Here is a 24,738-nt window from a genome sequence, read left to right on the forward strand (position 1 = left end):
GCGCCTGCTGCCTGAGCACGCTATTGGGCGCGTGCATGCGCGTGGGCCCCGATTTTCAGCCGCAACGCGAAAGCTGGAGCGAACACTGGAGCAGCGCGTCGATCGAGCAGGTCACGTCGATCGCGGCACAAGCCAACGCGCAACCCGACGCGCGGCAATGGTGGCGTGTATTCGGAGACGAAAATCTCGAACAGCTGATTGCCGCGGCCGACGCGAACAACGGCGACCTGAAGATCGCCGCCTTGCGCGTGATCGAGGCGCGCGCCCAACTCGGCATCGCGCTCGCAGGGCGTTACCCGCAGGTGCAGCAGGCCAACGCCGACGTGCTGGCCTCGGCGCGCAAACGCCACGACGGTTTCGACCCGCGTTCGGGTGCGTACTTTCAGTACGGTCTTGGCTTCAGCATCGGCTGGGAGCTGGACTTCTGGGGGCGCTTCAGCCGCGCGATCGAATCGGCCGATGCCTCGTTCTTCGCCGCCCGGGACAACCGCGAGGACGCGCTCGTGCTCGTTCACGCGCAGGTCGCGGACACCTATTTCACGCTTCGCACGACCGAAGCGCGCCTGCGCATTGCGCGCGAAAACGCGCAACTGCAAAAGCGCAGCTACGAGATCACGCAAAAGCTCTTCAAGAGCGGCGAAACCGACGAGCTCGATCTCGAGCAGGCGAAAACCCAGTATCTCGGCACGCTGAGCAGCGTTCCCGTGTTCGAAAGCCAGATCGCGGTGGCGCGTCACGCGCTTAGCGTGCTCCTCGGGCGCCCCCCCGGCCCGCTGCCGGAGCTCGACGTGCAGCCGGCCAAGGCAGGCTTCGTCCCGCTCGTCGACCGTGCGGTGCTGCAGGACGTGCCCGCGAAGCTGTTGCTGCGCCGGCCGGACGTACGCGCCGCGGAGCAGCAGATGGCCGCGCAGTCGGCGTTGATCGGCGTGGCGAAGGCCGACCTGTATCCGTCCATTTCGCTCGTTGGCTCACTCGCCTGGAGCGCCAGTTCGCTTGCGGGCGCGCCGAGCACGCTTGGCGTGGCGGGCGGGCCGAGCATTACATGGAACCTGTTCGATCACGGCCTCATCACGAACAACGTGCGCGTGCAGGACGCCCGTCTGCAGCAATTGATCGTCGCGTATCAGGACACCGTGCGCGACGCGGCGCGCGAAGCCGACGACGCCGCAACGGCGCTGAACGCGGCGCTGCAGCGCGACACGATCCTGCACGACGCGCAAGGCGCGGCGCAGCGCTCGCTCACGCTCGCCAATACGATCTATCGCGAAGGGTACTCGGACTTCCAGCGCGTGCTCGACGCGCAGCGCGCACTCTCCGCGCAGCAAGACGCGTTCGTCGTCAATCGCGGCAACGCCGTGAGCAGCCTGATTGCGCTGTACAAGGCCGTGGACGGCGGCTGGGATCTCGATCAGCCGCTCATCGATCCCGCGACCCGCGCCCAGATGCAGCGACGCACGGACTGGGGCGACCTGCTCGACGAACCGGCGTCGCCCGCTGCCGCGCAGGGTGCCGGCAACCGACAGGGCGGTCCGACACGATGAGCAGCGCGTCCGAACCTTCGAACCCGCGCGAGACGCGGCCGGCTTCCGACCCCTCCGGCAAGGCGCTCAAGTGGATTGTCATCCTGATTGTCATCAGCCTGATCTGGTATCTGCTTGCCGATCGCTTCACGCCTTATACGCAGCAGGCGCGCATCGCAGCCTACGTCGTGCCCGTTGCGGCAGAAGTGTCGGGACGCGTGACGCGCGTGCTCGTGCGCAACAACCAGGAGGTCAACGCAGGCGACGTGCTGTTCGAAATCGACAGCGAGCAATACCGTATTGCCGCCGACCGCGCGCGCGCCGACCTCGAATCGACGCGGCGGCAAATCGGCGCGAGCACGGCAGGCGTCGAGTCGGCGCAAGCCTCATTGCGCGCGGCGCTCGCCAACGAGGTCAAGGCGCGCCAGGACAGCGACCGGCTCGAACGGCTGTACCGCGAAGACGAGGGCACGGTCTCGCTGCGGCGGCTCGAAGTGGCGCGCGCGACGCACGAGCAGGCGCAAAGCCAGGTCGAAGCGGCCCGGGCCGAAGTCGAACGCGCACGCGAACAGCAAGGCGGCAACGAAGCGGAGAACGCCCAGTTGCGCAGCGCGGCGGGCGCGCTCGAAAAGGCCGAACTCGATCTCGCCAACACGCGTATTCGCGCGCGCCCGGCCGGCGTCATCACCGACCTGCGCACGGAAGTCGGCCAGTTCGCGGCCGCGGGCAATCCGGTCATGACGCTGATCGCCATTCACGATGTCTGGGTCAGCGCGGACATGACGGAGAACAATCTGGGCCGGCTCCATACGGGCACGCCCGTCGCCATCGCGCTGGACGCGCTGCCGGGCGAAGTGTTCGCCGGACGCATCCGCAGCATCGGCTATGGCGTGAGCGTGGGACAGAGCACACCGCCCGGCACCTTGCCGACCGTGCAGAATAGCCGCGATTGGCTGCGGCCCGCGCAACGCTTTCCCGTGATCGTCGAGTTCGACAGCGACGAGCGCGCACGGCTGCGCAACGTTCGCGTGGGCGGGCAGGCCGAAGTGATGGCGTTTCCGAGCGCCGGCAACCCGCTCAATCCGCTCGGCCGCGCGTTCCTGCGCGCGATGAGCTGGCTCTCCTACGTCTACTGAGGGGCGCCCATGCAAACGAGCCCATCGCTTCCCGGCCGCCGCGCGCTACGCGTGGCCTCCGGCACGGCGCTCACGCTTGCCGTCAGCTTCGCGCTCGACTTTCCGATTCCGGTGATCGCGCCGGTGCTCGCCGTCTTTCTGCTGGTGACGCAGAACCGGCCGCTTTCGCTCAAGGCGGCGCTCGCTCTCGCCGTAGTCGTTGCGCTCACGACAGGCAGCGGCCTGCTGCTCGTCCCCGTTCTGCGCTATTACGCGTTCGGGGGCGTGTTGCTCGTCGGCCTCTGTCTCTTCCTGGCGTTCCGCGCCGGCCTGCGTGGCGGCAACAATCTCGTGGCGACATTCCTCGCGGCAGGCCTCACGATGATCAGCGCGGCAGGCGTGGCCGACCAGCAACTCGCGGCCACGGTGGTCGGCGCGCTCGTAAAGGGACTGCTGCTCGCGGTGCTCGTCTCGGTCCTGAGTCACGCGCTCTTTCCCGAGCCCGGCGCCGCGGGTGCGGGCGCCAAACCCGCCGCGCGCGTCATGCCGCCGGACGCAGCGTCGCGCATCGCCTTGCAGGCCGCGCTCGTGGTCATGCCCGCCTGGCTGCTGGCGATGAACGACCCCGCGAGCTACATGCCGATCATCATGAAGTCCGTGAGCCTCGGCAGGCAAACCTGCACCACGTCGGCACGCGGCGCAGCGCGCGAACTGCTCGGCTCCACGGCGCTCGGCGGACTGCTCGCCGTCGCGTTCTGGTTTGCGCTCAGGCTCTTCGTGAATATCTGGATGTTCTATCTCTGGATGCTGCTGTTCGGTCTGCTCGTGGCGCGCAAGCTATATCGCATCCGCCCTACGCGTTACTCGCCCGGCTTCTGGCTGAACAGTCTCGTCACCATGATCATTCTGCTGGGTCAGTCGGTCGAGGACAGCGTGGCGGGCAAGGACGTGTACCGCGCATTTGCCGTGCGCATGGCGCTCTTTCTCGCCGTCACCGCTTACGCGTGTCTGATGCTGCAGATAGTCGAGCGTTTCGCACGGCGCGGCGCAACCGCACTCAAGAGGAATACGCCATGAACGATGCGTCAACGAGCGCGGACCATGCCCCGAACGCACGCGAAATTCTGCTGGAACCGGGGCGGCGCCTGCTTCTGGGCGGCCTGCTACTGCGCGGACTGATTGGCGTGAAGGCGGCCTCACGCCATGCGCAATCGGGTGTGAGAAGGCTTTAAGCGAATTCGAGCAGGTGTAATCAGACCCAATCGGGCATCGGGACCCGGCAGGATCGAACATGACGAACACCACCGTCCGTTGGCTGCAACTGCGCATCGCGCTAGTGAAGACTGGCGTGGCGATGCTCGCCGCAGTGCTGCCGTGGCAAGCGCACGCGCAGAACGTACCGGGCCAGCTGTCGAATCAGACCGTGATAGGCGGCAACATCAAACAGCATGCGGACGCCGTGCTGTCCATCATGACCTACACCACGGTGCCGGACGTCACCACCAGCTCGCTTTCGATCAACAACGGCACCACCGGCAACCCGGGCTTCGGGCAAACACAGCTAGGCGGTGGTTTCACGCTGAGCCGGTCGTTTCCGTTGTACATGGAAGGCACGATCGCCTATAGCCGCTACGACCCGACGTTCATCGCGACCGACGGAACCGAGACACGCGCTGTGCCCACCAGGTGGAATACCTTCAGCGGCACGGTGGGGCTTGGTTGGGACTTCCGCATCACCAACGAACTCGTGTTTCGCCCGATCATAAACGGCACGATTGGCCGTGTTTCCAGCGATCTGCGAATCGGACAAACGCTGTTCAACCATGTCACGGACAGCAATCTCCAGTTCCTCAATAACGGCTATCTGGACGCGTACGGCTACGGCGGCTCGCTCATGCTCGACTATGAGCACTACCGAGAAAACTACGAAATCGATGCAGAACTACGCGCGACCGATATCTACCTGCGCAGCTTCGGCGGGAGTTCTGAAGCCGTTCAGGGTTCTGCGATGGCACAGCAAGTGAGCCTCTGGACGCGCTGGCGCGCGCCGACAGGTTGGCACGCGCTCGACAAGCCGGTGCGCTACGTGCTGGAGTTCGCCTACTCGCATTACTTCGGCGACAGCGCCGGGGTGCTCGGCTTCAACGAACTCACTTCGCTGGGCGTGGGCCTGGAACTCGACAGCAGCGCGCATCCCGTCATCATTACCCGAACGCGGGCGATGGTCCGCTATGTGTTTGGCCACAACGTGCGCGGCGTGTCGTTCGGGCTGGCGGTCAGCTTTTAGGAATTCGAACGATGGATGCGTGAGGTAAATTACGATGAGTCCGAGAGGTGAGCGTCAACTACATTCAACGGCAGGTTCCGCATCGAGGCGTCTCGCGCTCGCGGGCGTTTGGGCATGTCTGCCGCCACTGGCGGGATGCCCTACTACGCGGCGCCACCGGGCACCGTGGTCATGACGCCCGCCAGCTACGACCAGCGCATGGGGCGCCAGGGGATCGTTTTCCGATTGAACGCGGGGCCCGCGAACGCCGCCCCACCCGCTTACGCAACGTGCGCGGCAAACCCCGTGCGTTCCGGCGCAACGTCTTCACGCAGCGTGAGTGCCGGAATGTCATACGCACCGCCATTTTGCTTGCGGAACGCGATCGGTTCGGTCTGCGCCAGCGCATCCAGGCGAGCGCCGAGCGCGTCGCGTGTTTGCGCATAGCGCTCCTCGTCCATGCGCCCCGTGCGATACACGAGAAACGGCGGCAGCACGTCGTAGCCCGGGTAATAGAGCACGCCATGATGGATCGGAAACAGAATGTCGTCGATCGGGCCGTTCACGCCCCGAGGCCCGTAGTGCGACGCCCAGCCGCCCATCGTCACGACGAGCATCGCGCGCTTGCCGGCCAGCGTTCCTTCGCCGTAGCGGTCGCCCCAGCGCACGTCGGAGTGCTCGCCCACGCCATAGGCGAAGCCGTACGCGAAAACACGCTCCACCCAGCCCTTGAGGATGGCAGGCATGGAGAACCACCAGAGCGGAAATTGCAGGATGAGCGTATCGGCCCACACGAGTTTGGCCTGCTCCTGCGCGATGTCCCCGGTCTGGAGGCCGTTCTCGAAAGCGTGCTTCGAATCGAGCGACGGATCAAACGGCGTGTCGCTCCGGCGTTCGACGCTGTCCTGAGCGTCGAGCGCCGCTTTCCAGTTCATGGCATAGAGGTCGGACACCTGAACGGCGTGCCCCGCCGCCTCGAGACGCCGCACGGTGAAATCTCTGAGCGCGCCGTTGAGCGACTTCGGCTCGGGATGCGCATAGACGAGCAGGATATTCATGGGGAGGGCTCCGTGATGTGGTACGAACCCAGCTTAGTTGCCCGGCTGCTATAGTGAAAATGAATAACGAGAATACCAGCCATTATGTCCGCTAATTTACGCAGCCTCGACCTCAACCTGCTCGTCACGCTCGACGTGCTGCTCGCCGAGCACAACGTCACGCGCGCGGCGCGGCGCCTGAACTTCTCGCAACCGTCGGTTAGCGTGCATCTCGCGCGGCTGCGCGAGATATTTGGCGATCCACTGCTGCTGCCAGGCCCACGCGGCATGCAGCCTACGGCACGCGCGCTCGCCTTGCGCGAACCCCTGCGCGAGGCACTCGAGTCGCTCGAGCGCGCCATTGCGCCCGAGAGCCCGTTCGATCCCGCCAGCGCCCACGATACCTGGTGCGTGGCCGCGAGCGACTATGGCGAGTCCACCATCGCGTTGCCGGCGCTGCGCGGCTTGCGCGAGGCCGCGCCGCATACGCGCCTTGCCGTGGTGGAACTCGCGCCGGCGCGCGTCGCGAAGCAGGCGGCGCAGGGCGAAATCGATCTGGCCTTCCATACCACCAGCGACGCACCCGAGAACCTGCGCCGACGCGCGCTCTTCACCGAGCGCTACGTGCTCGCGGGCCGCGCGGACCATCCGCGCCTCAAGCGCCGTCCGGGCGTCAAGCAGTTCTGCGCACTGGAGCACGTCATCGTCTCGCCCGATGGCGGCGGATTTCGCGGCATCACCGACGAAACGCTTTCACAAGCCGGACTCACGCGGCGCGTCGTGCTCTCCGTTCCGCACTTCCTCTTTGTCATTTCCGTACTCGAACGCAGCGACCTGGTAGCGATGCTGCCGTGGCGGCTCGTGCGCGCAAGCACGGCACTGCGCGTGGTCGAACCGCCTGTCGAGGTACCCGGCTACGAAATGTGCATGCTCTGGCACGAGCGCTCGCATCGCGACCCCGCGCATCGCTGGCTGCGCGAGCAAATCGCCCTCGCTGTTTAACTGCGTGCGACGGACAGACGCCGAAGAGAACAACACGATGTCACCCAGTCGCGCACGGCGGCGCCTGAAAAGCCGGTGCGCGATATCGCTAGCAAATCTGTCGCGTAGGCGCTCGCGTCAGCCAGCATGTCAATGGCATCGGCGAGCCATCCGCTGGAGCCAGGGGACATTGTCACGACTGCAAGATAAGGAAGCCTTAAGAATCATTCCCTAAGCTCGCCACAGGGAATTCATAAGTCGAAGCGCATTCTGCGCCGTCCCATAGGGCTACACACTTCCCTGGTCGGGCAAGGGTGAACTCGCAGGAACTGATGAATGAGCCATGTAGATGCGAGCAGACCGGCAACGCTGACGCGCATTGCGCGCGCATCCGCACCGGCTAGTCGTGAAAGGAAATGGAAAGGCAGGATTCACGTATGTCGGTTCAGGTCGTATGGGCACGGGCTGGACGGCGAACCGCACTTTCAATGCGTTGAATGCGGCGTGTTTATGGTGCGTGGCGTCCTGTATGGCCCAGATTGACTCCCCTTGATGTTCCGCAGCCCATGCGGCCAACAGCGGGCAGTCGTGAATTGCTTCAGAATACTGGCTGGCCAATTCACTGAGGCTACACATGGTTAATTCGTCTGCTATTGCGACAGTCTTTTCCGTCTATGCGGCAGCTGTCGTCATACCTGGGCCGAACTTCGTCGCAATCACTCAGAAGGCGGTAGCCGGCAGACGCTCCGACGCGCTCGCGCTTGTCGCCGGGATCGTGACGGTGAATCTGTTCTGGGCGACTTGCGCCATTCTTGGTATCGGCATGGTGTTCGCTATTTTCCCGTGGCTCGCTGTCGGTATCAGGCTTGCTGGCGCGGCCTATCTGATCTGGTTCGGGGTGCGGCTCATTGTGTCGGCACGGGCAACCCCCTCCGAAACACGTCACCCAACGAAGGTGCCCCTGTTTCGTGCCGCGTTCCTGCAAGGTATCGCGACAAATATCGCGAACCCGAAGTCCATCGCCTTTTATGCGGCGGTGTTTTCCTCAGCGGTGCCCACGCACGTCCCCATGCCGACGTTTTTCGCCATGCTTGCTACCGTCGGTGCAACAGCGACGTGCTGGTACGGAGCAGTCGCGCTCGTCCTATCGCACGCGGCGATTGCGACGGCGTATCGACGCGCGAAGTCATGGATCGACCTCACATGTGGTGGGCTCATGATTGCGTTGGGAATCCGGCAGGCATTTCGGTAAGCGAAGAGATGAAGGCGTTGGTCCGCAAGGGCGGGTGTTTCTTTTCTGAGAGCGAGCAGCAAGCAAGACAGCAGGGTCGCCCTCTGGCACCTTCGCAGGCGGCCCCAATACCGTGCAATAACGGTTAGTCAAGAGGTGAAGCGCTACAAAGGTCGCGGCTCCGACTTCCTCCCGTTGCTCCGGTCGTGTCCTTGTGGTTGAAAGGTCTATGATGGGACTGTGAGCTTGCCATGCGTTGTCAGGACCCGAGCATCGAATGAAGCCACCACGTAATACCGACTCCGCCCCAGGGGAGTGGTACATCGACACAGCGTGCATCAATTGCGGTGCATCGCGTCATGTCGCGCCTGGGCTGATCGTCGAGCGAAACGACAAAAGTATCTTCGTTCGCCAGCCAGGCACGCCGGAAGAGCAGCTTGCTGCCTGGCGGGCGGCGTTCGTATGCCCAACGGCATCGGTACGCAGCGAAACGAAGCAGCTTCGTCCGAACGCGGTGATCTTTCCGCAGCAAATCACATCAGGCGTGTGGCGCTGTGGATTCAACTCACGCTCATCGTTTGGTGCACATTCGTATTTTGCCTCGCGCGTTGACGGCAATCTGCTGATCGACTCACCGCGCTACACGGCCGAGCTCGTCAAATGGTTCGACGACGCCGGTGGCATCGCACACATTCTTTTGTCGCATCGCGACGACGTCGCAGACGCGGACAAATACGCGCGTCGATTCGGCGCGCGCGTCTGGATTCACCGGGAGGACAGTTCGGCTGCCCCCTATGCAACCGATCTACTCGACGACGTGTCGGCGCCGACCATTGCGGCCGGCGTACAGGCAGTCCCCGTGCCCGGTCACACGCGGGGTAGCGTCGTGTATCTCCTCGACGATCGCATTCTCTGCTCCGGTGATTCGCTCGCCTGGAGCCCACGCGAGCAGGACCTCGTCGCATTCAGGGACGCGTGCTGGTACTCATGGGCCGAGCTCACCGAATCGCTCGGCAAGCTCGCCATGTATCGTTTCGAATGGCTGCTTCCTGGTCACGGCTGGCTCGCACACTTGCCGGCCAAGGAAATGAGTGCTCGCCTGGTCGCATTAGTTGCACGCATGCGAAACGGTTGAATCCGCCGCCAGTTCCGGACACTCGATCGCCAGGTGCACTTCACCGCGAAGCAGACGTTCGCGAGAGCTCTCTCTACTCGCTAGAAGCGCTCGGCGCACCAGCACACGACGTCTTCCTTATCCGGCACACGGTTTTCCCAGACGGTCCACTGGGCGCCGTCCCAGCGCCAGAAGCGACACAGGACGAACGGCACGGCCGTGGCTATTCCATGCCCTAAGGGAGCAACGCCATTTTGCGCCGCACGATGCGTAACAACGCATCCAACTCTGATGCGTGTTGCGCATTCCTGTAGGCGAGGCCGAATCCGATCCAGAATTCCCCTTCCTTGAGCGGCCTGAAAGTCGCACCGGCGCGCCGCACCTTCGTCATCGACTTCGGTATGAAGCCGATGCCCCGTCCGCTTGCCACTTCGGCCAGCAGGAGGTGGTGATCCGCGGGTTCCGTCAGTCTGCGGCTCGGCGCATGTCCGAGCGTCGCGAACACTTCCTCGTAGTGATCGAAGAATCCGGGATTTGTTCGGCGCTGCGGCCAGAACAGGGGTTGGTCATTCAACTGCGCGATCGACAGAACTTTGTGCCGCGCGAGCGGATGCCGCACGGGGATTACCGCGACCAGCGGCTCTTTGTGCAGCGGTTCAACCACAAGCTCCCCTGTTGCGCTGGGCAGTCCGATCAAGGCGACATCGAGCGCGCCACGCTGCAGGCGCCGGATAAGCTCGACGGAAATGGCGGCAACGAAAGCCAGCGACGCGCCAGGAACCGCTTTCTTGAAGGCAGGCTCGAGGGAAGGAAAGACCTCCGGGTCGAAGACCTTGGTATAACCGACCCTGAACTGCCGGGGCGTTCCCTTCGAATGCCGTCGTGCGGTTTCGATCGCCTCTGCGGCTTGAAGCAGCGTCTTCCTTGCCCCCTTCAGAAATGCGCTGCCCGCCGTCGTAAGTTCCGCGCCCGCCGAATCGCGATTGAGCAACGTCACCCCGAGTTCGCTCTCGAGCTGTTTGATCTGGCGGCTTAGAGGCGGTTGTGACATGTGCAGTCGTTCGGCCGCGGCGCGGAAGGTGCCTTCCTCCGCCACTGCAACGAAGCACTCCAACTGGCGTAGATCGATTCGTATCCTCATGCAGAAAAGGTATCACGAATTTGGTCTTGGCCCATTGCACCTTCCTGCCCGTATGCTTCGTTCCACTGACTTCGAGAAGGAGCAAATCAGACATGGATACGTGCAAGCGCAGGGACTTTCTGCAGAGGATCGCCGCAGCCGGAACGCTGGCAGCGGCCGAAGGCGAAACACCGATGAATGGATCTACGGCTCAGACAGGCATGACGGCCTTGTTGGGTGCTTCCGCTGGCGAAACCAGTGCAGAACGTCATTCCCGGGGTATCGAGGTGCTGAAGAGGATCGGTGGCGCGGGCTATGATATCCCGGTCCACCGTCTGGCGCAGGTTGCCCCGGATTTGGCACGATTCACGGTTGAATTTGCCTATGGAGACATCCTGTCGCGGCCGGGGCTGGATCTGCGCCTTCGCCAGATCGCCACCGTTGCCGCGCTGATGGCCCATGGCAGCGTGCAGCCGCAGCTGAAATATCACATGACCGGCTTCCTCAATACCGGCGGAGAGCCGGCAGAACTGGTCGAAATGCTGTTCCAGGCGATTGCCATCCTGGGGTTTCCGGTCTCGATCAACGCCGTGGGCATCGTTCGCGAGATCTTTCTGGAGCGCGGTCTGGCTTTCGATCCGATAGCCCCAGTGTCCGACGATGGCACTGCGCGATATCAGCGGGGTCTCGAGGTGCTCGACGACTTGATGGCTAATCCTGATGAGTACATGGAAAAGCTGGAAGGCACTTCACCCGAGCTCTCCCGCTGGGCGGTCGAGTTCGTGTTCGGTGAGATCTTCGTTCGCGAGGGACTCGATCCAAAGGCAAGACAGATCGCAATCATCTCGATGCTCGCGGCAGCTGGCAATCGCAGCGATCTGCTCCACCTTCATATCGAAGCCGGGCTCAAGTCGGGCCTGTCCCGCACCGAGATCACCGAAGCCCTGATGCAACTGGCCGTCTATGCCGGGTTCCCGAGCGCTTTAAATGCCTTTGGGGTTGCGAACGCCGTCTTCACGAAGCCGGAGCAGAAAGAGAAAGAACGAGCAGGCGGCCGGGTACGCGCGAATGCCATCGTCTCCGAAACTCGCAAGGCTCGCAGCGAACGCGGATTGGCGACACTTGCCACGACTTCTGCCCAGGCGGGCGAGGCCGTGGTCAACAGCTTCAACGACCTGGCCCCGGATATCGGCCGCGCGATCGTCGAGCACTCCTACGGCGACATCTTCAGCCGTACCGGGCTCGACGCGAAGACGCGCGAGCTTGCCGCATGCTCGGCGCTCGCCGCGGTGGGAAGCAAAGCGACGGAGACGCCGCTGCGGGTCCATGCGAATGCGGCGCTGACGGCGGGAGCGACGCAGGCGGAAATCGTCGAAACGCTGCTAAACGTCATTCCCTATCGCGGATATCCCGCAGTCGCGGAAAGCATGCGTATCGTCGGCGAGGAATTCAGAAAACGCAGCGATCACGCCTGAAAAGCGGCGGGAGAACGGCAACGAATGCCACGCGCTTTGGATACGCGGCCGGCCCGAAGGCAGCACGACCGGTATCGGGAACAGAGCTAGCGGGCGTACGAGCCGCGTGGTTGTAGAAGACTGAAGTAGACGCTCTAATTGCCTGAATTTCGGCTTTGCTCCGATTCGATGTCCGGTTCTGGGAGCGGTCTACGTCGGCTCAGGGTCGGTCATCGGGCCGCTGCGCAAGCGACGTCAAGGTCCTACCGTAAAATGGCGCCCATGAACATGGAACCAGCGGATCCCCCAATGCTCAGTGAAACCGAACTGCGTGAGCAGTATGCGAACCTCCAGCAGCGCGCGCTGAACCTCGGCTCACATGGGCAGTCACGCATTGACCAGCTCACCGCGGCAATGCAGTTGCTACCGACGCAACATACCGATGCGTATTTGCACGCGCTGCAGGGCGCGACAGATGACGCGAGGGTGGCCGTCCTGAGTTATCGCCGTGGGTTGCCCTTCGTCGAAACGGCCAACTCGCTGATCGAAAGCCTCGCGAAGCCTTCCCCGTCTGCCGACGAGGAGGAGGAATGGCGCGAACAGTTGCTGTTCAGGCTCGCCGAGGTGCTGGAGATGGGCGCCGACTTGATCGCTGAAGGCGAAGCGCACCTCGAGCGCAGCGCGCGCGCTGAAATCGAGTGATCGCCCTACGTAGGCGCCCGGGTGTCTAACTGGATGAGTTCAGTCACAGCAACGGTCAATTGCTGAGGAAACGCGATCGCTGCTGGGCGCGTCCCAAAGCGATCGCGAGCCCCTTCGCTAACGCGTCAGGTAAGGACTCTCATGGCCCGGCTCATACGGCCGCGCCTTGATCTCCATGCGCGCAATGCTCTGGAGATGCACCTCATCCGGGCCATCCGCGAACTTCAATGCACGCCCCCAGGTCCAGCTGTCCGCCAGCGGCGTATCAGGGCTCAGCCCCATCGCGCCGAAGGTCTGCATCGCGCGCTCGCATACGGCCGTGTGCACGCTCGGCACGAGTGCCTTGATCATGGCGATTTCCTTGCGCGCCTCCTTCGCACCCACGTTGTCGATCATCCAGGCCGCCTTCAGCACGAAGAGCCTTGCCTGATCGATTTCGATGCGTGACTTCGCGATCCACTCGCCAACGCAGCCGTGCTGATAGAGCTTCTTGCCGAACGCCGTGCGCGCCTGCGCGCGTTCGATCATCAGTTCAAGCGCAAGTTCGGCGGCGCCGATCGAACGCATGCAGTGGTGAATGCGCCCCGGTCCCAGACGCGCCTGGGCGAGCGCGAAGCCGCTGCCTTCTTCGCCGAGCAGATTCGAACGCGGCACGCGCACGCCCTTGAATTCGATCTCGCAGTGACCTTCGGGCGCCGTGTGATTGACCACCGTGATATTGCGGATGATCTTCACGCCCGGCGTGTCGCGCGGCACGAGAATCATGCTTTGCTGACGGTGCGCGGGCGCCTCCGGGTCGGTTTTGCCCATGACGATGAACAACCGGCAGTTCGGGTGCGCCGCGTTCGTGATGAACCATTTGCGGCCGTCGATCACATAGTCGTCGCCGTCGAGTCGAATCGACGTGGTGATATTGGTCGCGTCCGAGGACGCCACTGCGGGCTCCGTCATCGCAAACGCCGAGCGGATCTTGCCTTCGAGCAGCGGCTCGAGCCACTTCTTGCGCTGCGCGGGCGTGGCGAACATATGGAGCAACTCCATGTTGCCCGTGTCCGGCGCATTGCAGTTGAACACTTCGGATGCCCACGACACGCGCCCCATGATCTCGGCCAGCGGCGCGTACTCGAGATTGGTCAACCGCGTGCCTGGCTCGTCGTCGCGCAGATGCGGCAGGAACAGGTTCCAGAGGCCTTCGGCACGCGCCTTCTCCTTCAGGTCTTCCATGAAGGAAACGGGGTACTGCCCCGCGCTCACTTCTTCATGCCATTGGTGGATGCGCGGCACGATATGCGTGTCCATGAACGCGCGCAACTGCGTGCGCAGCGCTTCGACTTTCGGGCTATAGGCAAAGTCCATCTTGCTCTTCCTTGAATCGTGGTGAATGTCATGCGGCGCGTAGGTCGATGACGCGCGCCGCTCCCATCGTCAAACCGTCAGGCCGCCGTCCACGACGATGCACTCGCCGTTGGTATAGCTCGCCGCGTCGGAGACGAGATAGAGCACGGTGCCGGCCATCTCGCGCGGCTCCGCATGGCGGCGCAGCGGAATCTTCGTCATCCAGCTTTCGTACATGGCCTGGTCTGCGAACAAGGCTCCGGCAAATTTCGTTTTGGTAAGACCCGGTAGCAGCGCATTCACGCGAATGCCGAGCGGCCCGCACTCCTTGGCGAATGCCCGCGTCATGTTGACTACAGCGGCCTTGGTGATCGAGTAGATGCCCTGTTTGTCGCCTGGCTGCAGCGCGTTGACGGAAGCCGTGTTAACGATCGCGCCGCCGCCGTGCTCGCGCATCAGCTTGCCCGCCTCGACCGACATGAAGAAGTAGCCACGCAGATTGACCTCCACCGTCTTTTCGAAGGACGAAAGATCGGTGTCGAGAATGTGGCCGAAGTATGGGTTCGCCGCCGCGTTGTTCACGAGGATGTCCAGCCGGCCATGTTTCGAGCGAATGTGCTGGAAAACGCCTTGAATGTCGTCGAGACGCCCCACGTGGCACGGATACGCCTCGGCGCTGCCGCCCGCTTCCCGGATGCCGCGCGCCACGGCTTCGCAATCGTCGAGCTTGCGGCTCGACACGATCACGTGGGCGCCCTGCTCCGCCAGCAGCTTCGCAATCTCTTCGCCAATGCCACGGCTGGCGCCAGTCACCAACGCAATTTTTCCGTTCAGATCGAACAAATTAGTAGTCACAATTGTCTCCTCAATGTATTCGCGTATCCGCGTCAAACGCCAGGCGTCAGGTGACGTCGACGCCCATCTTCGCGAGCGCGCCGGCCATTTCACCGACCTGGCGCGCCCTCTCATGCGATGCGTTGCCGCCCAGCGCGCGCTTCTTCACGCCCTGCGCGATCGCAGCGAGCCGGAAGAAGCTGAACGCGAGATAAAAATTCCAGTTCCCGATCGATCCGATTCCCCGCAAGCCGCAATACCGCTCGACGATCGCGGCCTCGTCCGGCACCCCAAGCGCCGCCCGGTCCACGCCAGCAAGACCGCCAATATGGCCTTTCGGCGGCAGCCGCAGGCACATGCAGAAGTACGCGAGGTCGGCGAGCGGATTGCCGAGCGTGGAGAGTTCCCAGTCGAGCACGGCGCGAACCTTCGGCGTGCCGCGGTGGAAGATGAGGTTGTCGATGCGAAAGTCGCCGTGCACGAGCGAAGGCTTGCCCGCTTCGGCCGGACAATGCGCCGGCAGCCAGTCGATCAGCGCTTCCATGCCGTCGAGGTCGTCGGTCTGCGCCGCGCGATATTGCTTCGTCCAGACTTCGATCTGTCGTGAGAAGTAGTTGCCCGCGCGGCCGTAGTCGGCGAGGCCAACAGCCTCGACGTCCACATCGTGCAAAGCCGCCATCGTGCCGATCAGCGCGTCGTACAGGGCGCCGCGCTCTCCAACGGGCAGCGCGGGCAACGCTGGATCCCAATAGATTTCGCCCTCTTCGAAACTCATCACGTAGAACAGGCTGCCGATCACGTCGCGGTCCTCGCAAAGATGCAAGGCCCGCGCAACAGGAACCGATGTATCGCCGAGCGCGCTCAGCACGCGGAATTCGCGGTCCACGGCATGCGCGGACTTGAGCAGTTCGCCGGGCGGCTGACGCCGCAGCACATAGCGGCCGCTTTGCGCCTCGAGAAGAAACGTGGGGTTCGATTGTCCGCCAGCGAACTTCTCGACGACCATCGGCCCCTGAAAGCCGGGTACGTGCGCGGTCAGATAGCGCGCGAGTGCATCGACATCGAACTGAAGACTTGCATTCATCATGGAGCGGGAATCCGGATTCGAATCAGCCATAGGTGACGAGTTCGCGCCTCTCGGCCTGTTCGAGATGCGGCAACGTGTTGAAGGTGACCAGCGACATCGCGCTGTCGTTGAAGACGTACTGGCTCACGCTGCTGTTGCGGATCTGCATGTTGAGCGCGATGGCGGCCGCAGCCGGCGCCTGCAGAACCTGCTGGGCAAACACCGCGATCGGTCCGCCCGAACTCACCACCAGAATGCGCTTGCCGCCGCTGCGCTGAATGGCGAGACGCGCACGCTCGCAGCGCGCCTGAAACTGCCCCCAGGTCTCGGGAATGCGTCCGGGCAGCTTGTCTTCGGACCAAAGCTGCAAGACCTGCTTGAGCCCCTTGTAGAAGGGCTTCATCGAGCCTTCGGCCAGGAGGCCGGGCGCCAGACCGCTCTCGCCGAGCGCGGAAAAGAGGGCGTGAAAATCGTACTCGTTCAGATCCGCGTCCTGCACGACCTCCACTGTCGCGCCGCCCATCGCGGTGAGCAAGGCGTCGGCGGTTTGCGCGTGCCGCCGCATCGTACCGGTCACGACGCGATCGAACGTCAGGGCCGCCTGCGCGCAATATTCGCCCAGCCAGCGCGACTGGGTAACGCCGGAAGAGGAAAGCTCGTCATAGTTTTCCGCGCCGAATGACGCCTGCCCGTGCCGTACCAGGTAGAGTTCCGCCATGCCAACCTCGTCTGGACATGACGCAAACGATACCGGGACACTGGCTATTCAGGAAATTTATTCTGGTGATACCGCGCCATAACGATTCGTGACAGCTACGGACGCTGCTTGCGCATGAGACGGCCGATCTGCTCGCGCAGCCAGCGATGGGCCGGATCGGTCGTGACGCTGCGGTGCCAGTAGCCATGCGTCTCGAGATCGGGGAGATCGAACGGCAGCGCCAGGATGCGCGCGTCATAGCGCTTGAGCAACATGAGCGGCGCAGTCAGGACGAGATCGGTGCGCATCGCGATCAGGGGCGCGACGAGATAATGCTGAACGCGGGTCTGGATGGTGCGCCGAAGTCCCAGCTTGTTGAGTTCGGTGTCGACGAGACCAGGTCCCTGCCGGCGGCTGGACACATGGATATGGCCGAAGCGCAGGTAGTCGTCGATCGTGAGCTTCTTCTTCGCGAACGGATGGCCCTCGCGCAGCATGCACGCGTAACGGTCGCGGCCCATCGGTTCCTGCTCCAGGTACGGATCGTCGATGAGCGGCGCGTCGATCGCCAGATGGACCGCGCCGCTCGCCAGCGCTTCCGGCACGTCGCGGCGCGTCGTGAAGTAGCTCTCGATGCGGATGCCCGGCGCAAGACGCTGCAACACCTCTTCCAGCGCAGGAAGCAGCATGGTCTCGGTCAGATCGTTCATGCTGAGCCGGAAGGTTCGCTGCGACGAGGCCGGATCGAAGCGTTCACCGGCATGGGTGCTCGAATCGAGCAACTGCAGTGCCTCGCGCACGCGCCCGATGATGTTTTCGGAAACGGGCGTGGGCATCATGCCCGCCGGCGTGCTCACGAACAGCGGATCGTCGAATGCCTTGCGCATGCGCGCCAGCGCGTTGCTCACGGCGGGCTGCGTGATGAAGAGCAACTCCGCCGCACGCGTAAGGTTGCGCGTTCGATAGACGGCCTCGAACACGACGAAGAGATTCAGATCGACTTTGGATGGGCGCATGGTCCCGAGCCTAACCGGCCCATCGCAATGCCGTCAATCGAGGGCGTGATCGGGCATCGCGTCGCCTCGAACGTCAGTCCGCATACCCCGGATAGGCTCGATCGAGCCGGCGCAGCAGACCGGGCCAGACGAGCGCCCCTGGCATGACGCCCCGCGTCACTGCCACGATCTGCTGCCTGAAGCCGTCGAGAATGGGCTGCGCGATTGGCGTGAGCTTTGCGCCGCCCGACTGCGCGCGCACCTGGATCATGCAGGCCGCCTCGAAGAAGTACATCGCGACAAAGGCGTCCGCCGGCGTGCTTCCGACGGTCAGCAGCCCGTGGTTACGCAACATCAGATACATTTTGTCGCCGAGGTCTCGAACCAGACGCGGCTTTTCGGCTTCGTTCAGCGCAAGGCCTTCATAGTCGTGGTACCCGAGCGACGCCAACACCCCGAGCGACTGCTGCGAGAGCGGCAACAGTCCCGCCTCCTGGGCCGACACGGCCACGCCGTTGATCGAATGCGTGTGCATCACGCAATGCGCGTCGTCACGCGCCGCATGCACGGCGCTATGGATCGTGAAGCCAGCGGGATTGATGTCGTACGGCGACTCGCTCACCTTGCGGCCATCGAGGTCGATCTTCACCAGCGAGGACGCCGTGATTTCCTCGAACATCATGCCGTACGGGTTGATCAGGAAATGATGCTCCGGGCCGGGCACGCGCGCCGAGATGTGGGTAAACACCAGATCGTCCCAGCCGAACAACGCTGTGAGGCGATAAGCAGCTGCCAGATTGACGCGCGCCTCCCATTCGGCGGGTGACACGTCGTTCTTGACATTGACACAGGGTGAAGCCATGTCGACGCTCCTTGGTTGGTTTGGTGAACACCAGAGAGTCCTCATGATGCGTGCGAACTCCCCGAAAGATTGTCGGCCAGGCGACAACTCCATTCAACCGCGGCCGGCACATGCCATTCGATACTGCTCGCCTAAGGCACCGCCTTGCGATCCCACGGCGGTTCGTCGCCAAACGTCTCGGCGAGGTAATCGACGAACCGGCGCACCTTGAGCGGTATGCGCCGCACGCCAGGATACACAGCCTGAATCGCCAGTTCCGTCGCGCGATAGTCTGGCAGCAGCGCCACCAGTTCGCCGCGCCTGAGGTGCTCGCCGAACACGAAGGTCGGACCATGGGCGATGCCGGCACCCGCCAGCGCCGCGCCGAACAGCATCTGCGTATTGTTGGCCGCCAGCCGGCACGGCCCGTCGATGACGTGTGCGCGGTGGCGCGCATCGAGCAACGTCCAGTCGCCCACCGACACCGCCTCGCTGAAGGCGAGGCGCTGCACGCGCCGCAACTCGTCGGGAGTGCGCGGCGTGCCATGGTCCGACCGGTATCGGATCGTAGCCACCGATCACCGCGGCTGGGGCGATTCCGAGGCGCCGGCTGACGGCTACCGCATCGCCGATCTCGCCGCAGATGCCGAGGGTGTCATCGAGGCGCTGGGCCTGCAGCGCTACGTGCTTGTCGGGCATTCAATGGGCGGCAAGGTCGCGCAACTGATCGCATCGCGCCGGCCGGGCGGGCTCGAAGGTCTCGTGCTCGTGGCGCCTTCGCCGCCGTCGCCGATGGTCCTGTCGGACGAGCAGCGCGCGACGTTGACCGGCGCGTATCAATCGCGCGCATCGGTCGAATACGTCATCGACCACGTGCTGACCGCGAAATCGCTCGACGCCACCCGCCGCGAGCAAGTCATCGAGGACAGCCTGAAGGCCGCGCCGCAGGCCAAGGCGGCCTGGCCGAACGTAGCCATGCGCGAAGACATCACCGAGGCGGTGGCATCCGTCAACGTGCCGACCATCGTCATTTCAGGAGAACTCGACCAGGTCGATCGCGTGGCGACGCTGCAGGCGGAACTGCTGCCGCGCATCCCGCACGCGGCGTTGCACATCCTGCCCGGAACGGGACACTTGTCGCCGCTCGAAGCGCCCGCCGATGTGGCGCGGGTCATTGCGCGGTTCGTCGGCGCGAATATTCCCGCGCGACGCATTGACTCGAAAGCAGCGGAGTGAAGGGAATGGAACCCGGCGCAACTCGCCGGGTGCTCAGCCCGCGCCGCCATCAGGGTTACTGATCGACGGGAATCCAGTTCGCCGTCGCCGCGTCGCTGGCCCGGAATGCCGGGAATTTCGCCCCCAGTTCCGCAATGGTGTGGATATCGTTCTTGACGAGATCGTCGCGCGTGACGAGCGTGGGCTTCACGAGGATGTGATGGTCGAGCGGCTGCCCGGCCACGTCGAGCGCCGCGGCCCGCACCGATACGGCGCCCACTACGGCCGGGTTGGTCGCCGCGGTGGCGACCCACGCGCTGTTCGGCGCGCGAATCGCCTCGATGTCGGCAGTCGAGATGTCCGCGCTGTAGATCCGCACCTTGCTCGCCACGTTCGATTCATTCGCCGCGAGATTGGCGCCGCGCGCAAATTCGTCATAGGGGGCAATGACCACGCGAATATCCGGATGCGCGCGGTAGGCGGCAGCCGCCTGATTGGCAACCGACTGCGCAATCGGATTGTCCACGGTGCCCCAGCGCGCTTTTTCCTGGATACCGGGATGCTCGTGCTTGAACGCCTGCCAGACGGCGTCGCGCCGGTCGAGCGGCGCAAAGCCCGCTACGTACACGTAGCCCGCGGAAAACGCGTTGCCATTGTCCTTGACGGCCTGAGCGAGCAGCAGCGAAGCGAGGTCGCTGTCGCTCTGCTCGATTTGCGGGACCCTGGGGTTTGTCAGATTGACGTCGAAAGCGACGACCTTGATGCCCTTGTCGAGCGCCTGCTGCACGACGTCCTTGAGCGACTCGGGCAAGCCGTGATTGACGATGATCGCCGACACGCCCAGATTGATGGCCTGCTGGATCTGGTCGCGCTGCTCGGCCGCGTCCTGGCGCCCTTCGTAAATGCGCAGGTCGATGCCGAGCGCCTTCGCCTGTTTCTGCGCGCCCGCCTCGTAGGCCTGGAAGAAGTCGCCCTCCGAAAGATAATTAACGAGCGCGATCTTGACGCCGCCTTTGTCGAACGGCGCCGGGGCGCCCGCCAGGGTGGCCGCCTGCGCCGTGAGCGTGCCGAACAGGGCCGCCGTGCAGAGCGCCAGCGCGCTGTTGCGAATGAGCCGTTGAATCGATGTCTTCATGACGTTCCCGTTTGTGCGATGGGGTCAGTTCCAGGCGTGACGTGCCGGCTTGACGCCGTTGAGGTAGTAATTGCCAACAAGGTGATACTTCCAGCGCACCGGATCGTGCAGCGTGTGCGTTCGTGCGTTGCGCCAGTGGCGGTCGAGGTTGTGCACGTCCAGCGTCGACTGCGTGCCGGCCAGTTCGAACAGCTTCTCGCCGGCCAGCAGCGCGACTTGTGTCGTGAGCACCTTCGCCTCGCCCACGGCGACCGAGGCGCGCGCCACGTCGTCCTCCGTCGTCTCGCCTTTTGCGGCGAGTTCGTCGAGTACACGCGCCGCACGTTCGAGCAAGGCCTCGGCGGCATGCAGCTGGATATGCAGATTGCCGACCTCGCGGATCGTCAGGGGGTCGTCGCTTGCGCGCTCGACGCCGCTATCGACCCACGGCCGCGAGCGAGAGCGCACGAACGCGAGCGTGTCTTCGATCGCAGCGCGGGCAATGCCTGCGTCGATGGCGGCCTGGATGATCTGCGAGAGCGGACCGTTGAGCGTGGGCTGCTCCGACACGCGATGCGCGGGCAACACGAGCCTTGCCGGCACGCGCACGTTCTCTAGCGTCACGGTGCCGCTCGCGGTGGTGCGCTGGCCGAAACCGGACCAATCGTCGACCACGCTGAGCCCTGGCGTGCCGCGCGGAATATAGGCGAGCCAGCCCCTGCGGTCCTCGTCGAGCCCGAGCACGGGAACGTAATGCGCGAACAGGGCGCCCGTCGAATAGAACTTGGTGCCGTCCACGACGTAGTGATCGCCGTCGCGGCGCACGCGTGTCTTCAGGTCGAGCACGTGTTTCGTGCCCTTTTCCGAGAAGCCGTTGCCAAAGCGCTTGCCGGCGATGACTTCGCCGAACAGCTCGCGCTTTTGCTCCTCGGTGCCCGTCAGGGCGATCACATCGACGAGGCCGAAGTGATTCTGCGGCAGTTGCCCGAGCGACGGGTCCGCAGCCGCAATGATCTTGACGACCTCCGTGAGCGTGACGTTAGACACGCCAGCGCCGCCATACGCTTTGGGCACCGTAATGCCCCACAGTCCCGAGCGCGAAAACCACTCGATCTCCTCGTGCGGCAGGCGCCGCTCGCTGTCGCGCTGTGCCGCGCCAACGGCCAGCCGCGCGGCCAGCTCCGTTGCGACAGCGATCGCTTCGTTTTCCGTAGCAATCACATGCGCGGCCTCCGTTACGGGAGCGGCGCCCAGTGTCTCGCTGCCTGCCAGTGTCTCTGCCATGATTTGCTCCGCTCGATCAGATTGTGTAACTCGCTAACCACGAAATTGCCAGGCGTCTGCCGGCTTCAGTTGCGCCCTTCCGCCCGGCGCCCGATGCTGAACGTGAACGCCAGCGCCACGACCAGCAATGCGCCCTTGATAAAGTCCTGGAGGTAATACGGGGCGTTGAGCATCGTGAGCCCGTTGAGCAGCACGCCGACGAACACCGCGCCGATCACCGTGCCCGGAACATTGGGCCGCTTCGCGCCCCATACCGCATAGCCAACCAGCGCTGCCGCCACCGCATCGAGCAGCAACGAATGCCCCGCGCTCACGTCGCCTCGCCCCACGCGCGCGGCGATGAGCAGCCCGCCGAGCGAGGCGATCGTCGCGGAAGCGACATAAGCCGCGAGCCGGTAGCGGGCCGTTGGCGCACCGGCCAGCCGGGCCGCCGTCTCGTTGCCGCCGATCGCATAGACCACCCGGCCCCAGCGCGTGGAGCCCATGACGAATGAGACGAGCGCGGTCAGCACGAGCAGCACGAGGACAGGCACCGGCACCACATCGAGGAGGCGTGCGCGGCCTAGCGCGAGGAACGCATCGGGGAACGTGCCGCTCGCTTCGGTGCCGTCGGGCAGGATCGTGCCGCTCGCAAGCGAGCGGCCGCCGGTGGGAATCAGTTGCAGGCCTGCAAGCAGGAAGAGCGTGCCGAGTGTCGCGAGCTGGTCCGGGACATGCAGGCGCGTGATCAGCAACCCGTTGAAGAGCCCCGCCGCCACACCCAGCGCGAGACACGCGAGCACGGCTTCCCAGCCGTTGCCGTGCCACACCACGAGCACATAGCTAGCGGCCATCTGCGCCGAGGCGGCGACACTGCCCACGGAAAGATCGAAGCCGCCCGCGGCGAGCGTGACCGTTACACCGATGCCGAGCAACGCCACGATCGAGACGGCCTGCAAGATGCTGAACAGGTTCGCGACGTTCAGAAACGCGGGTTCGCGAACCGTGAAGATGACGCCAAGAGCGACGAGCACGAGCAGTAGCCCGCCGCGCTCGAGCGCGACGAAGAGGCTGTGCCGGCGCTGCCGGGTCGTGTCGCGCGCGGAAGACTCGTCCGATGCTGCCGTGGGTGTGATGGATCTCATGAGTGGGCTGATAAGAGGGATTCCGCTACGGCTACGCGTTCGACTGTGCCGCGGTCGAACAGGACGATGCGGTCGGCGACTTCATGCGCCTCTTCGAGGTCGCTGACGAAAACGAGCGTCGCGCGCGTAGCGGCGCGCTCGCGCAACGCGGCGGCGATATCGGCCCGTGCGCCCGCATCGACGCCCTGGAACGGCTCGTCGAGCAGCAGCAGCCGGGCCGGCTCGGCGTGCCAGCGCGCCAGCAGCACCTTCTGCTGATTGCCGCCCGAAAGCCGCGCGACGCGGTCGTCCGGACCCGAGCAGCGAATGCCGAATGTCTCGATGGCGTCTTGCGCCTGCGCGCCTTCGCGATCGCGAGGCAGGCCCACGCCGCGCTGCCAGCGGGACAGAAACGGAAAACTGATCGTGCCGGCGATCGATGCGAACGCAACGGTGTCGGGAAAGAGTGACGTGCGCCACCGGTCTTCGCCGGCGAGGAATACGCCCGCGCGGATCGCGTCGGTTGGCGAGCGCGGGGCCCAGGCGCTGCCGTAAAGGCGCATCTCGCCCGCGGTCGCGCGCAACGCGCCGAATATCACCTGGGCAAGCCTCGACTTCCCCGCGCCGACCGGGCCGACAACCGCGACGATCTCGCCTTGCTGCACGTCGAGATCGAACGCGTCGCCATGCGCCGTGAGGCGCAAGCCGCGCAGCCGCAATGCGGGTTCCGCGCCCGCCTCGCCCGTGCGTGGCAAGACTCGCGCCTGCGGCAGTGCGCGGCCGATCATCGCCTCCAGCGCCGCGTCGAAATCGAGGGGCGCGCTCTGTTCGGACACGATGCGGCCGTCACGGAGCACGGCCACCCGCGAAGCCAGTCTTCGCAGGTCGCCAAGCCGATGCGAGACGAGCAGCACCGCCACGCCCTCCGCGCGCAAGTCATCCACAAGCGCATGGAGCCGTGCGGCCTCGCTCGTGGAAAGGCTGGCCGTAGGCTCGTCGAGAATCAGCAGCCGCGGGCGCGAAGCCAGCGCCCGCGCGATCACCACGCGCTGCTGGCCGGCGAGAGAAAGCGAACCGAGCGGTGCGGTGAGATCGGCTTCGAGCCCCACGCGCGCGGCCAGCGCGGCTGCACGGGTATAGCGGGAGGCGCGCGGCGTCCACCAGCGCGCTCCGCCGCCGCAAAGTTCGTCGAGCAGAAGATTGTCGGCAATGGACAGCGCGGGCACCACGGCGTCGGCAATGCTCTGATGCACGGTCGCCACGCCCAGACGCTTCGCCGCCTGGGGCGAACCCGGCGCATAGGCCTGTTCGCCGAGCGTGAGCCCGCCTTCGTCCTGTGAATTCACGCCGCTCAGGATCCTGACGAACGTCGATTTCCCGGCGCCGTTCGCGCCCATCAGCGCAACGACCTCTCCGGCGTGGATGGAAAAGTTCAGCCGCGACAGCGCGAGCGTCGCGCCAAAACGCTTCGTGATCGAGTGGGCAGTCAGAATCGGAGCGGACATCGCTGGGTTAGCCGGTTGGGGATCGCTAGCGGACAGTGCTGCCCATCGTAGCGAGGCATGGGAGGGAGCCCAACTAAGCGATGCTCATATTCATGCGTCTGCATTTGATAAGGCGCCCTACCGAAAGCGGCCTGACAGCAACAGGGCGTATCCGCTGTCGCAACAGCCAATTCGACGACATTGCAAAGAACGCGCAGAAGCAAATCGGG

24 protein-coding genes are annotated in these 24,738 nt (G+C 64.4%); 11 read left to right on the forward strand and 13 right to left on the reverse strand.

Translation table 11 applies throughout. The features are described from left to right. The first annotated feature begins 11 nt into the window (after window positions 1-11). The 5 genes from AB3X99_RS33915 to AB3X99_RS33935 all read left to right on the forward strand — a co-directional run bounded on the left by AB3X99_RS33915 (window position 12) and on the right by AB3X99_RS33935 (window position 4,922). Entirely contained in the window at window positions 12-1,541 is a 1,530-nt protein-coding gene (locus AB3X99_RS33915; RefSeq protein WP_368619523.1) for a TolC family protein, read from the forward strand. Beyond that, window positions 1,538-2,656, forward strand: a complete 1,119-nt coding sequence (locus tag AB3X99_RS33920; RefSeq protein ID WP_368619464.1) for an HlyD family secretion protein — start codon at window positions 1,538-1,540, stop codon at window positions 2,654-2,656. Before AB3X99_RS33915 ends, AB3X99_RS33920 begins: the two co-directional genes overlap by 4 nt. Window positions 2,657-2,665: 9 nt before the next feature. Continuing rightward, entirely contained in the window at window positions 2,666-3,712 is a 1,047-nt protein-coding gene (locus AB3X99_RS33925; protein ID WP_368619465.1) for a DUF2955 domain-containing protein, read from the forward strand. Beyond that, the gene (locus AB3X99_RS33930; protein ID WP_368619466.1) at window positions 3,709-3,867 is read left to right on the forward strand and encodes a hypothetical protein; all 159 of its coding nucleotides are present in this window, start codon (window positions 3,709-3,711) and stop codon (window positions 3,865-3,867) included. Before AB3X99_RS33925 ends, AB3X99_RS33930 begins: the two co-directional genes overlap by 4 nt. Before the next feature lie 122 nt (window positions 3,868-3,989). Beyond that, entirely contained in the window at window positions 3,990-4,922 is a 933-nt protein-coding gene (locus tag AB3X99_RS33935; protein ID WP_368619524.1) for a hypothetical protein, read from the forward strand. A gap of 260 nt (window positions 4,923-5,182) precedes the next feature. On the opposite strand, the gene AB3X99_RS33940 is transcribed toward AB3X99_RS33935, so the two are convergent. Then, window positions 5,183-5,959, reverse strand: coding sequence for an NAD(P)H-dependent oxidoreductase (locus AB3X99_RS33940; protein ID WP_069266797.1), 777 nt, complete (start codon window positions 5,957-5,959; stop codon window positions 5,183-5,185). Between the two features lie 84 nt (window positions 5,960-6,043). Here AB3X99_RS33940 and AB3X99_RS33945 point away from each other — a divergent pair, with 84 nt between their 5' ends. The 3 genes from AB3X99_RS33945 to AB3X99_RS33955 all read left to right on the forward strand — a co-directional run bounded on the left by AB3X99_RS33945 (window position 6,044) and on the right by AB3X99_RS33955 (window position 9,285). Continuing rightward, the gene (locus tag AB3X99_RS33945; RefSeq protein WP_368619467.1) at window positions 6,044-6,940 is read left to right on the forward strand and encodes a LysR family transcriptional regulator; all 897 of its coding nucleotides are present in this window, start codon (window positions 6,044-6,046) and stop codon (window positions 6,938-6,940) included. 613 nt (window positions 6,941-7,553) lie between these two features. Next, window positions 7,554-8,171 (forward strand): LysE family translocator, encoded by a 618-nt coding sequence (locus AB3X99_RS33950; protein WP_368619468.1) that lies wholly within the window; start codon window positions 7,554-7,556, stop codon window positions 8,169-8,171. Window positions 8,172-8,427: 256 nt separating this feature from the next. Then, entirely contained in the window at window positions 8,428-9,285 is an 858-nt protein-coding gene (locus tag AB3X99_RS33955; RefSeq protein WP_069266800.1) for an MBL fold metallo-hydrolase, read from the forward strand. A gap of 214 nt (window positions 9,286-9,499) precedes the next feature. On the opposite strand, the gene AB3X99_RS33960 is transcribed toward AB3X99_RS33955, so the two are convergent. After that, complete coding sequence (locus AB3X99_RS33960) at window positions 9,500-10,378, reverse strand: LysR family transcriptional regulator (RefSeq protein WP_368619469.1); 879 nt, start codon at window positions 10,376-10,378, stop codon at window positions 9,500-9,502. Window positions 10,379-10,497: 119 nt separating this feature from the next. Between AB3X99_RS33960 and AB3X99_RS33965 the strand changes: the two genes are divergently transcribed. Beyond that, complete coding sequence (locus AB3X99_RS33965) at window positions 10,498-11,859, forward strand: carboxymuconolactone decarboxylase family protein (protein ID WP_368619470.1); 1,362 nt, start codon at window positions 10,498-10,500, stop codon at window positions 11,857-11,859. 288 nt (window positions 11,860-12,147) lie between these two features. Beyond that, the gene (locus tag AB3X99_RS33970) at window positions 12,148-12,540 is read left to right on the forward strand and encodes a hypothetical protein (RefSeq protein ID WP_368619471.1); all 393 of its coding nucleotides are present in this window, start codon (window positions 12,148-12,150) and stop codon (window positions 12,538-12,540) included. Window positions 12,541-12,657: 117 nt separating this feature from the next. Here AB3X99_RS33970 and AB3X99_RS33975 read toward each other — a convergent pair whose 3' ends face one another. The 7 genes from AB3X99_RS33975 to AB3X99_RS34005 all read right to left on the reverse strand — a co-directional run bounded on the left by AB3X99_RS33975 (window position 12,658) and on the right by AB3X99_RS34005 (window position 18,820). Then, window positions 12,658-13,896, reverse strand: coding sequence for an acyl-CoA dehydrogenase family protein (locus tag AB3X99_RS33975; RefSeq protein ID WP_368619472.1), 1,239 nt, complete (start codon window positions 13,894-13,896; stop codon window positions 12,658-12,660). A 69-nt stretch (window positions 13,897-13,965) separates the two neighbouring features. After that, the gene (locus tag AB3X99_RS33980; RefSeq protein ID WP_368619473.1) at window positions 13,966-14,730 is read right to left on the reverse strand and encodes an SDR family oxidoreductase; all 765 of its coding nucleotides are present in this window, start codon (window positions 14,728-14,730) and stop codon (window positions 13,966-13,968) included. Window positions 14,731-14,776: 46 nt separating this feature from the next. After that, window positions 14,777-15,796 (reverse strand): phosphotransferase, encoded by a 1,020-nt coding sequence (locus AB3X99_RS33985; protein ID WP_069266892.1) that lies wholly within the window; start codon window positions 15,794-15,796, stop codon window positions 14,777-14,779. 22 nt (window positions 15,797-15,818) lie between these two features. After that, on the reverse strand, window positions 15,819-16,493 hold the full coding sequence (locus tag AB3X99_RS33990; RefSeq protein WP_368619474.1) for a histidine phosphatase family protein: 675 nt from the start codon (window positions 16,491-16,493) through the stop codon (window positions 15,819-15,821). Window positions 16,494-16,588: 95 nt separating this feature from the next. Next, window positions 16,589-17,488 (reverse strand): LysR family transcriptional regulator, encoded by a 900-nt coding sequence (locus tag AB3X99_RS33995; protein WP_069266806.1) that lies wholly within the window; start codon window positions 17,486-17,488, stop codon window positions 16,589-16,591. A 73-nt stretch (window positions 17,489-17,561) separates the two neighbouring features. Beyond that, a complete protein-coding gene (locus AB3X99_RS34000) occupies window positions 17,562-18,329 on the reverse strand; it encodes a class II aldolase/adducin family protein (protein ID WP_069266807.1) in 768 nt (255 codons plus the stop codon). 131 nt (window positions 18,330-18,460) lie between these two features. Next, a complete protein-coding gene (locus tag AB3X99_RS34005) occupies window positions 18,461-18,820 on the reverse strand; it encodes a LysR substrate-binding domain-containing protein (protein ID WP_368619475.1) in 360 nt (119 codons plus the stop codon). A gap of 28 nt (window positions 18,821-18,848) precedes the next feature. Between AB3X99_RS34005 and AB3X99_RS34010 the strand changes: the two genes are divergently transcribed. After that, entirely contained in the window at window positions 18,849-19,544 is a 696-nt protein-coding gene (locus AB3X99_RS34010; protein WP_368619476.1) for an alpha/beta fold hydrolase, read from the forward strand. 55 nt (window positions 19,545-19,599) lie between these two features. Here AB3X99_RS34010 and AB3X99_RS34015 read toward each other — a convergent pair whose 3' ends face one another. The 4 genes from AB3X99_RS34015 to AB3X99_RS34030 form a co-directional block, all read right to left on the reverse strand. Continuing rightward, window positions 19,600-20,658: a substrate-binding domain-containing protein gene (locus tag AB3X99_RS34015; protein ID WP_368619477.1), complete on the reverse strand. Its 1,059-nt coding sequence runs from the start codon at window positions 20,656-20,658 to the stop codon at window positions 19,600-19,602. A 24-nt stretch (window positions 20,659-20,682) separates the two neighbouring features. Beyond that, on the reverse strand, window positions 20,683-21,921 hold the full coding sequence (locus tag AB3X99_RS34020; RefSeq protein ID WP_368602085.1) for an SfnB family sulfur acquisition oxidoreductase: 1,239 nt from the start codon (window positions 21,919-21,921) through the stop codon (window positions 20,683-20,685). 65 nt (window positions 21,922-21,986) lie between these two features. Continuing rightward, window positions 21,987-23,045: an ABC transporter permease gene (locus AB3X99_RS34025; RefSeq protein ID WP_368619478.1), complete on the reverse strand. Its 1,059-nt coding sequence runs from the start codon at window positions 23,043-23,045 to the stop codon at window positions 21,987-21,989. Then, the gene (locus AB3X99_RS34030; RefSeq protein ID WP_368619479.1) at window positions 23,042-24,529 is read right to left on the reverse strand and encodes a sugar ABC transporter ATP-binding protein; all 1,488 of its coding nucleotides are present in this window, start codon (window positions 24,527-24,529) and stop codon (window positions 23,042-23,044) included. The genes AB3X99_RS34025 and AB3X99_RS34030 overlap by 4 nt, the downstream gene beginning before the upstream one ends. Window positions 24,530-24,738 lie beyond the last annotated feature (209 nt).

Source organism: Paraburkholderia sp. BR10882, from assembly GCF_040948855.1.
Lineage (GTDB): Bacteria > Pseudomonadota > Gammaproteobacteria > Burkholderiales > Burkholderiaceae > Paraburkholderia > Paraburkholderia nodosa_A.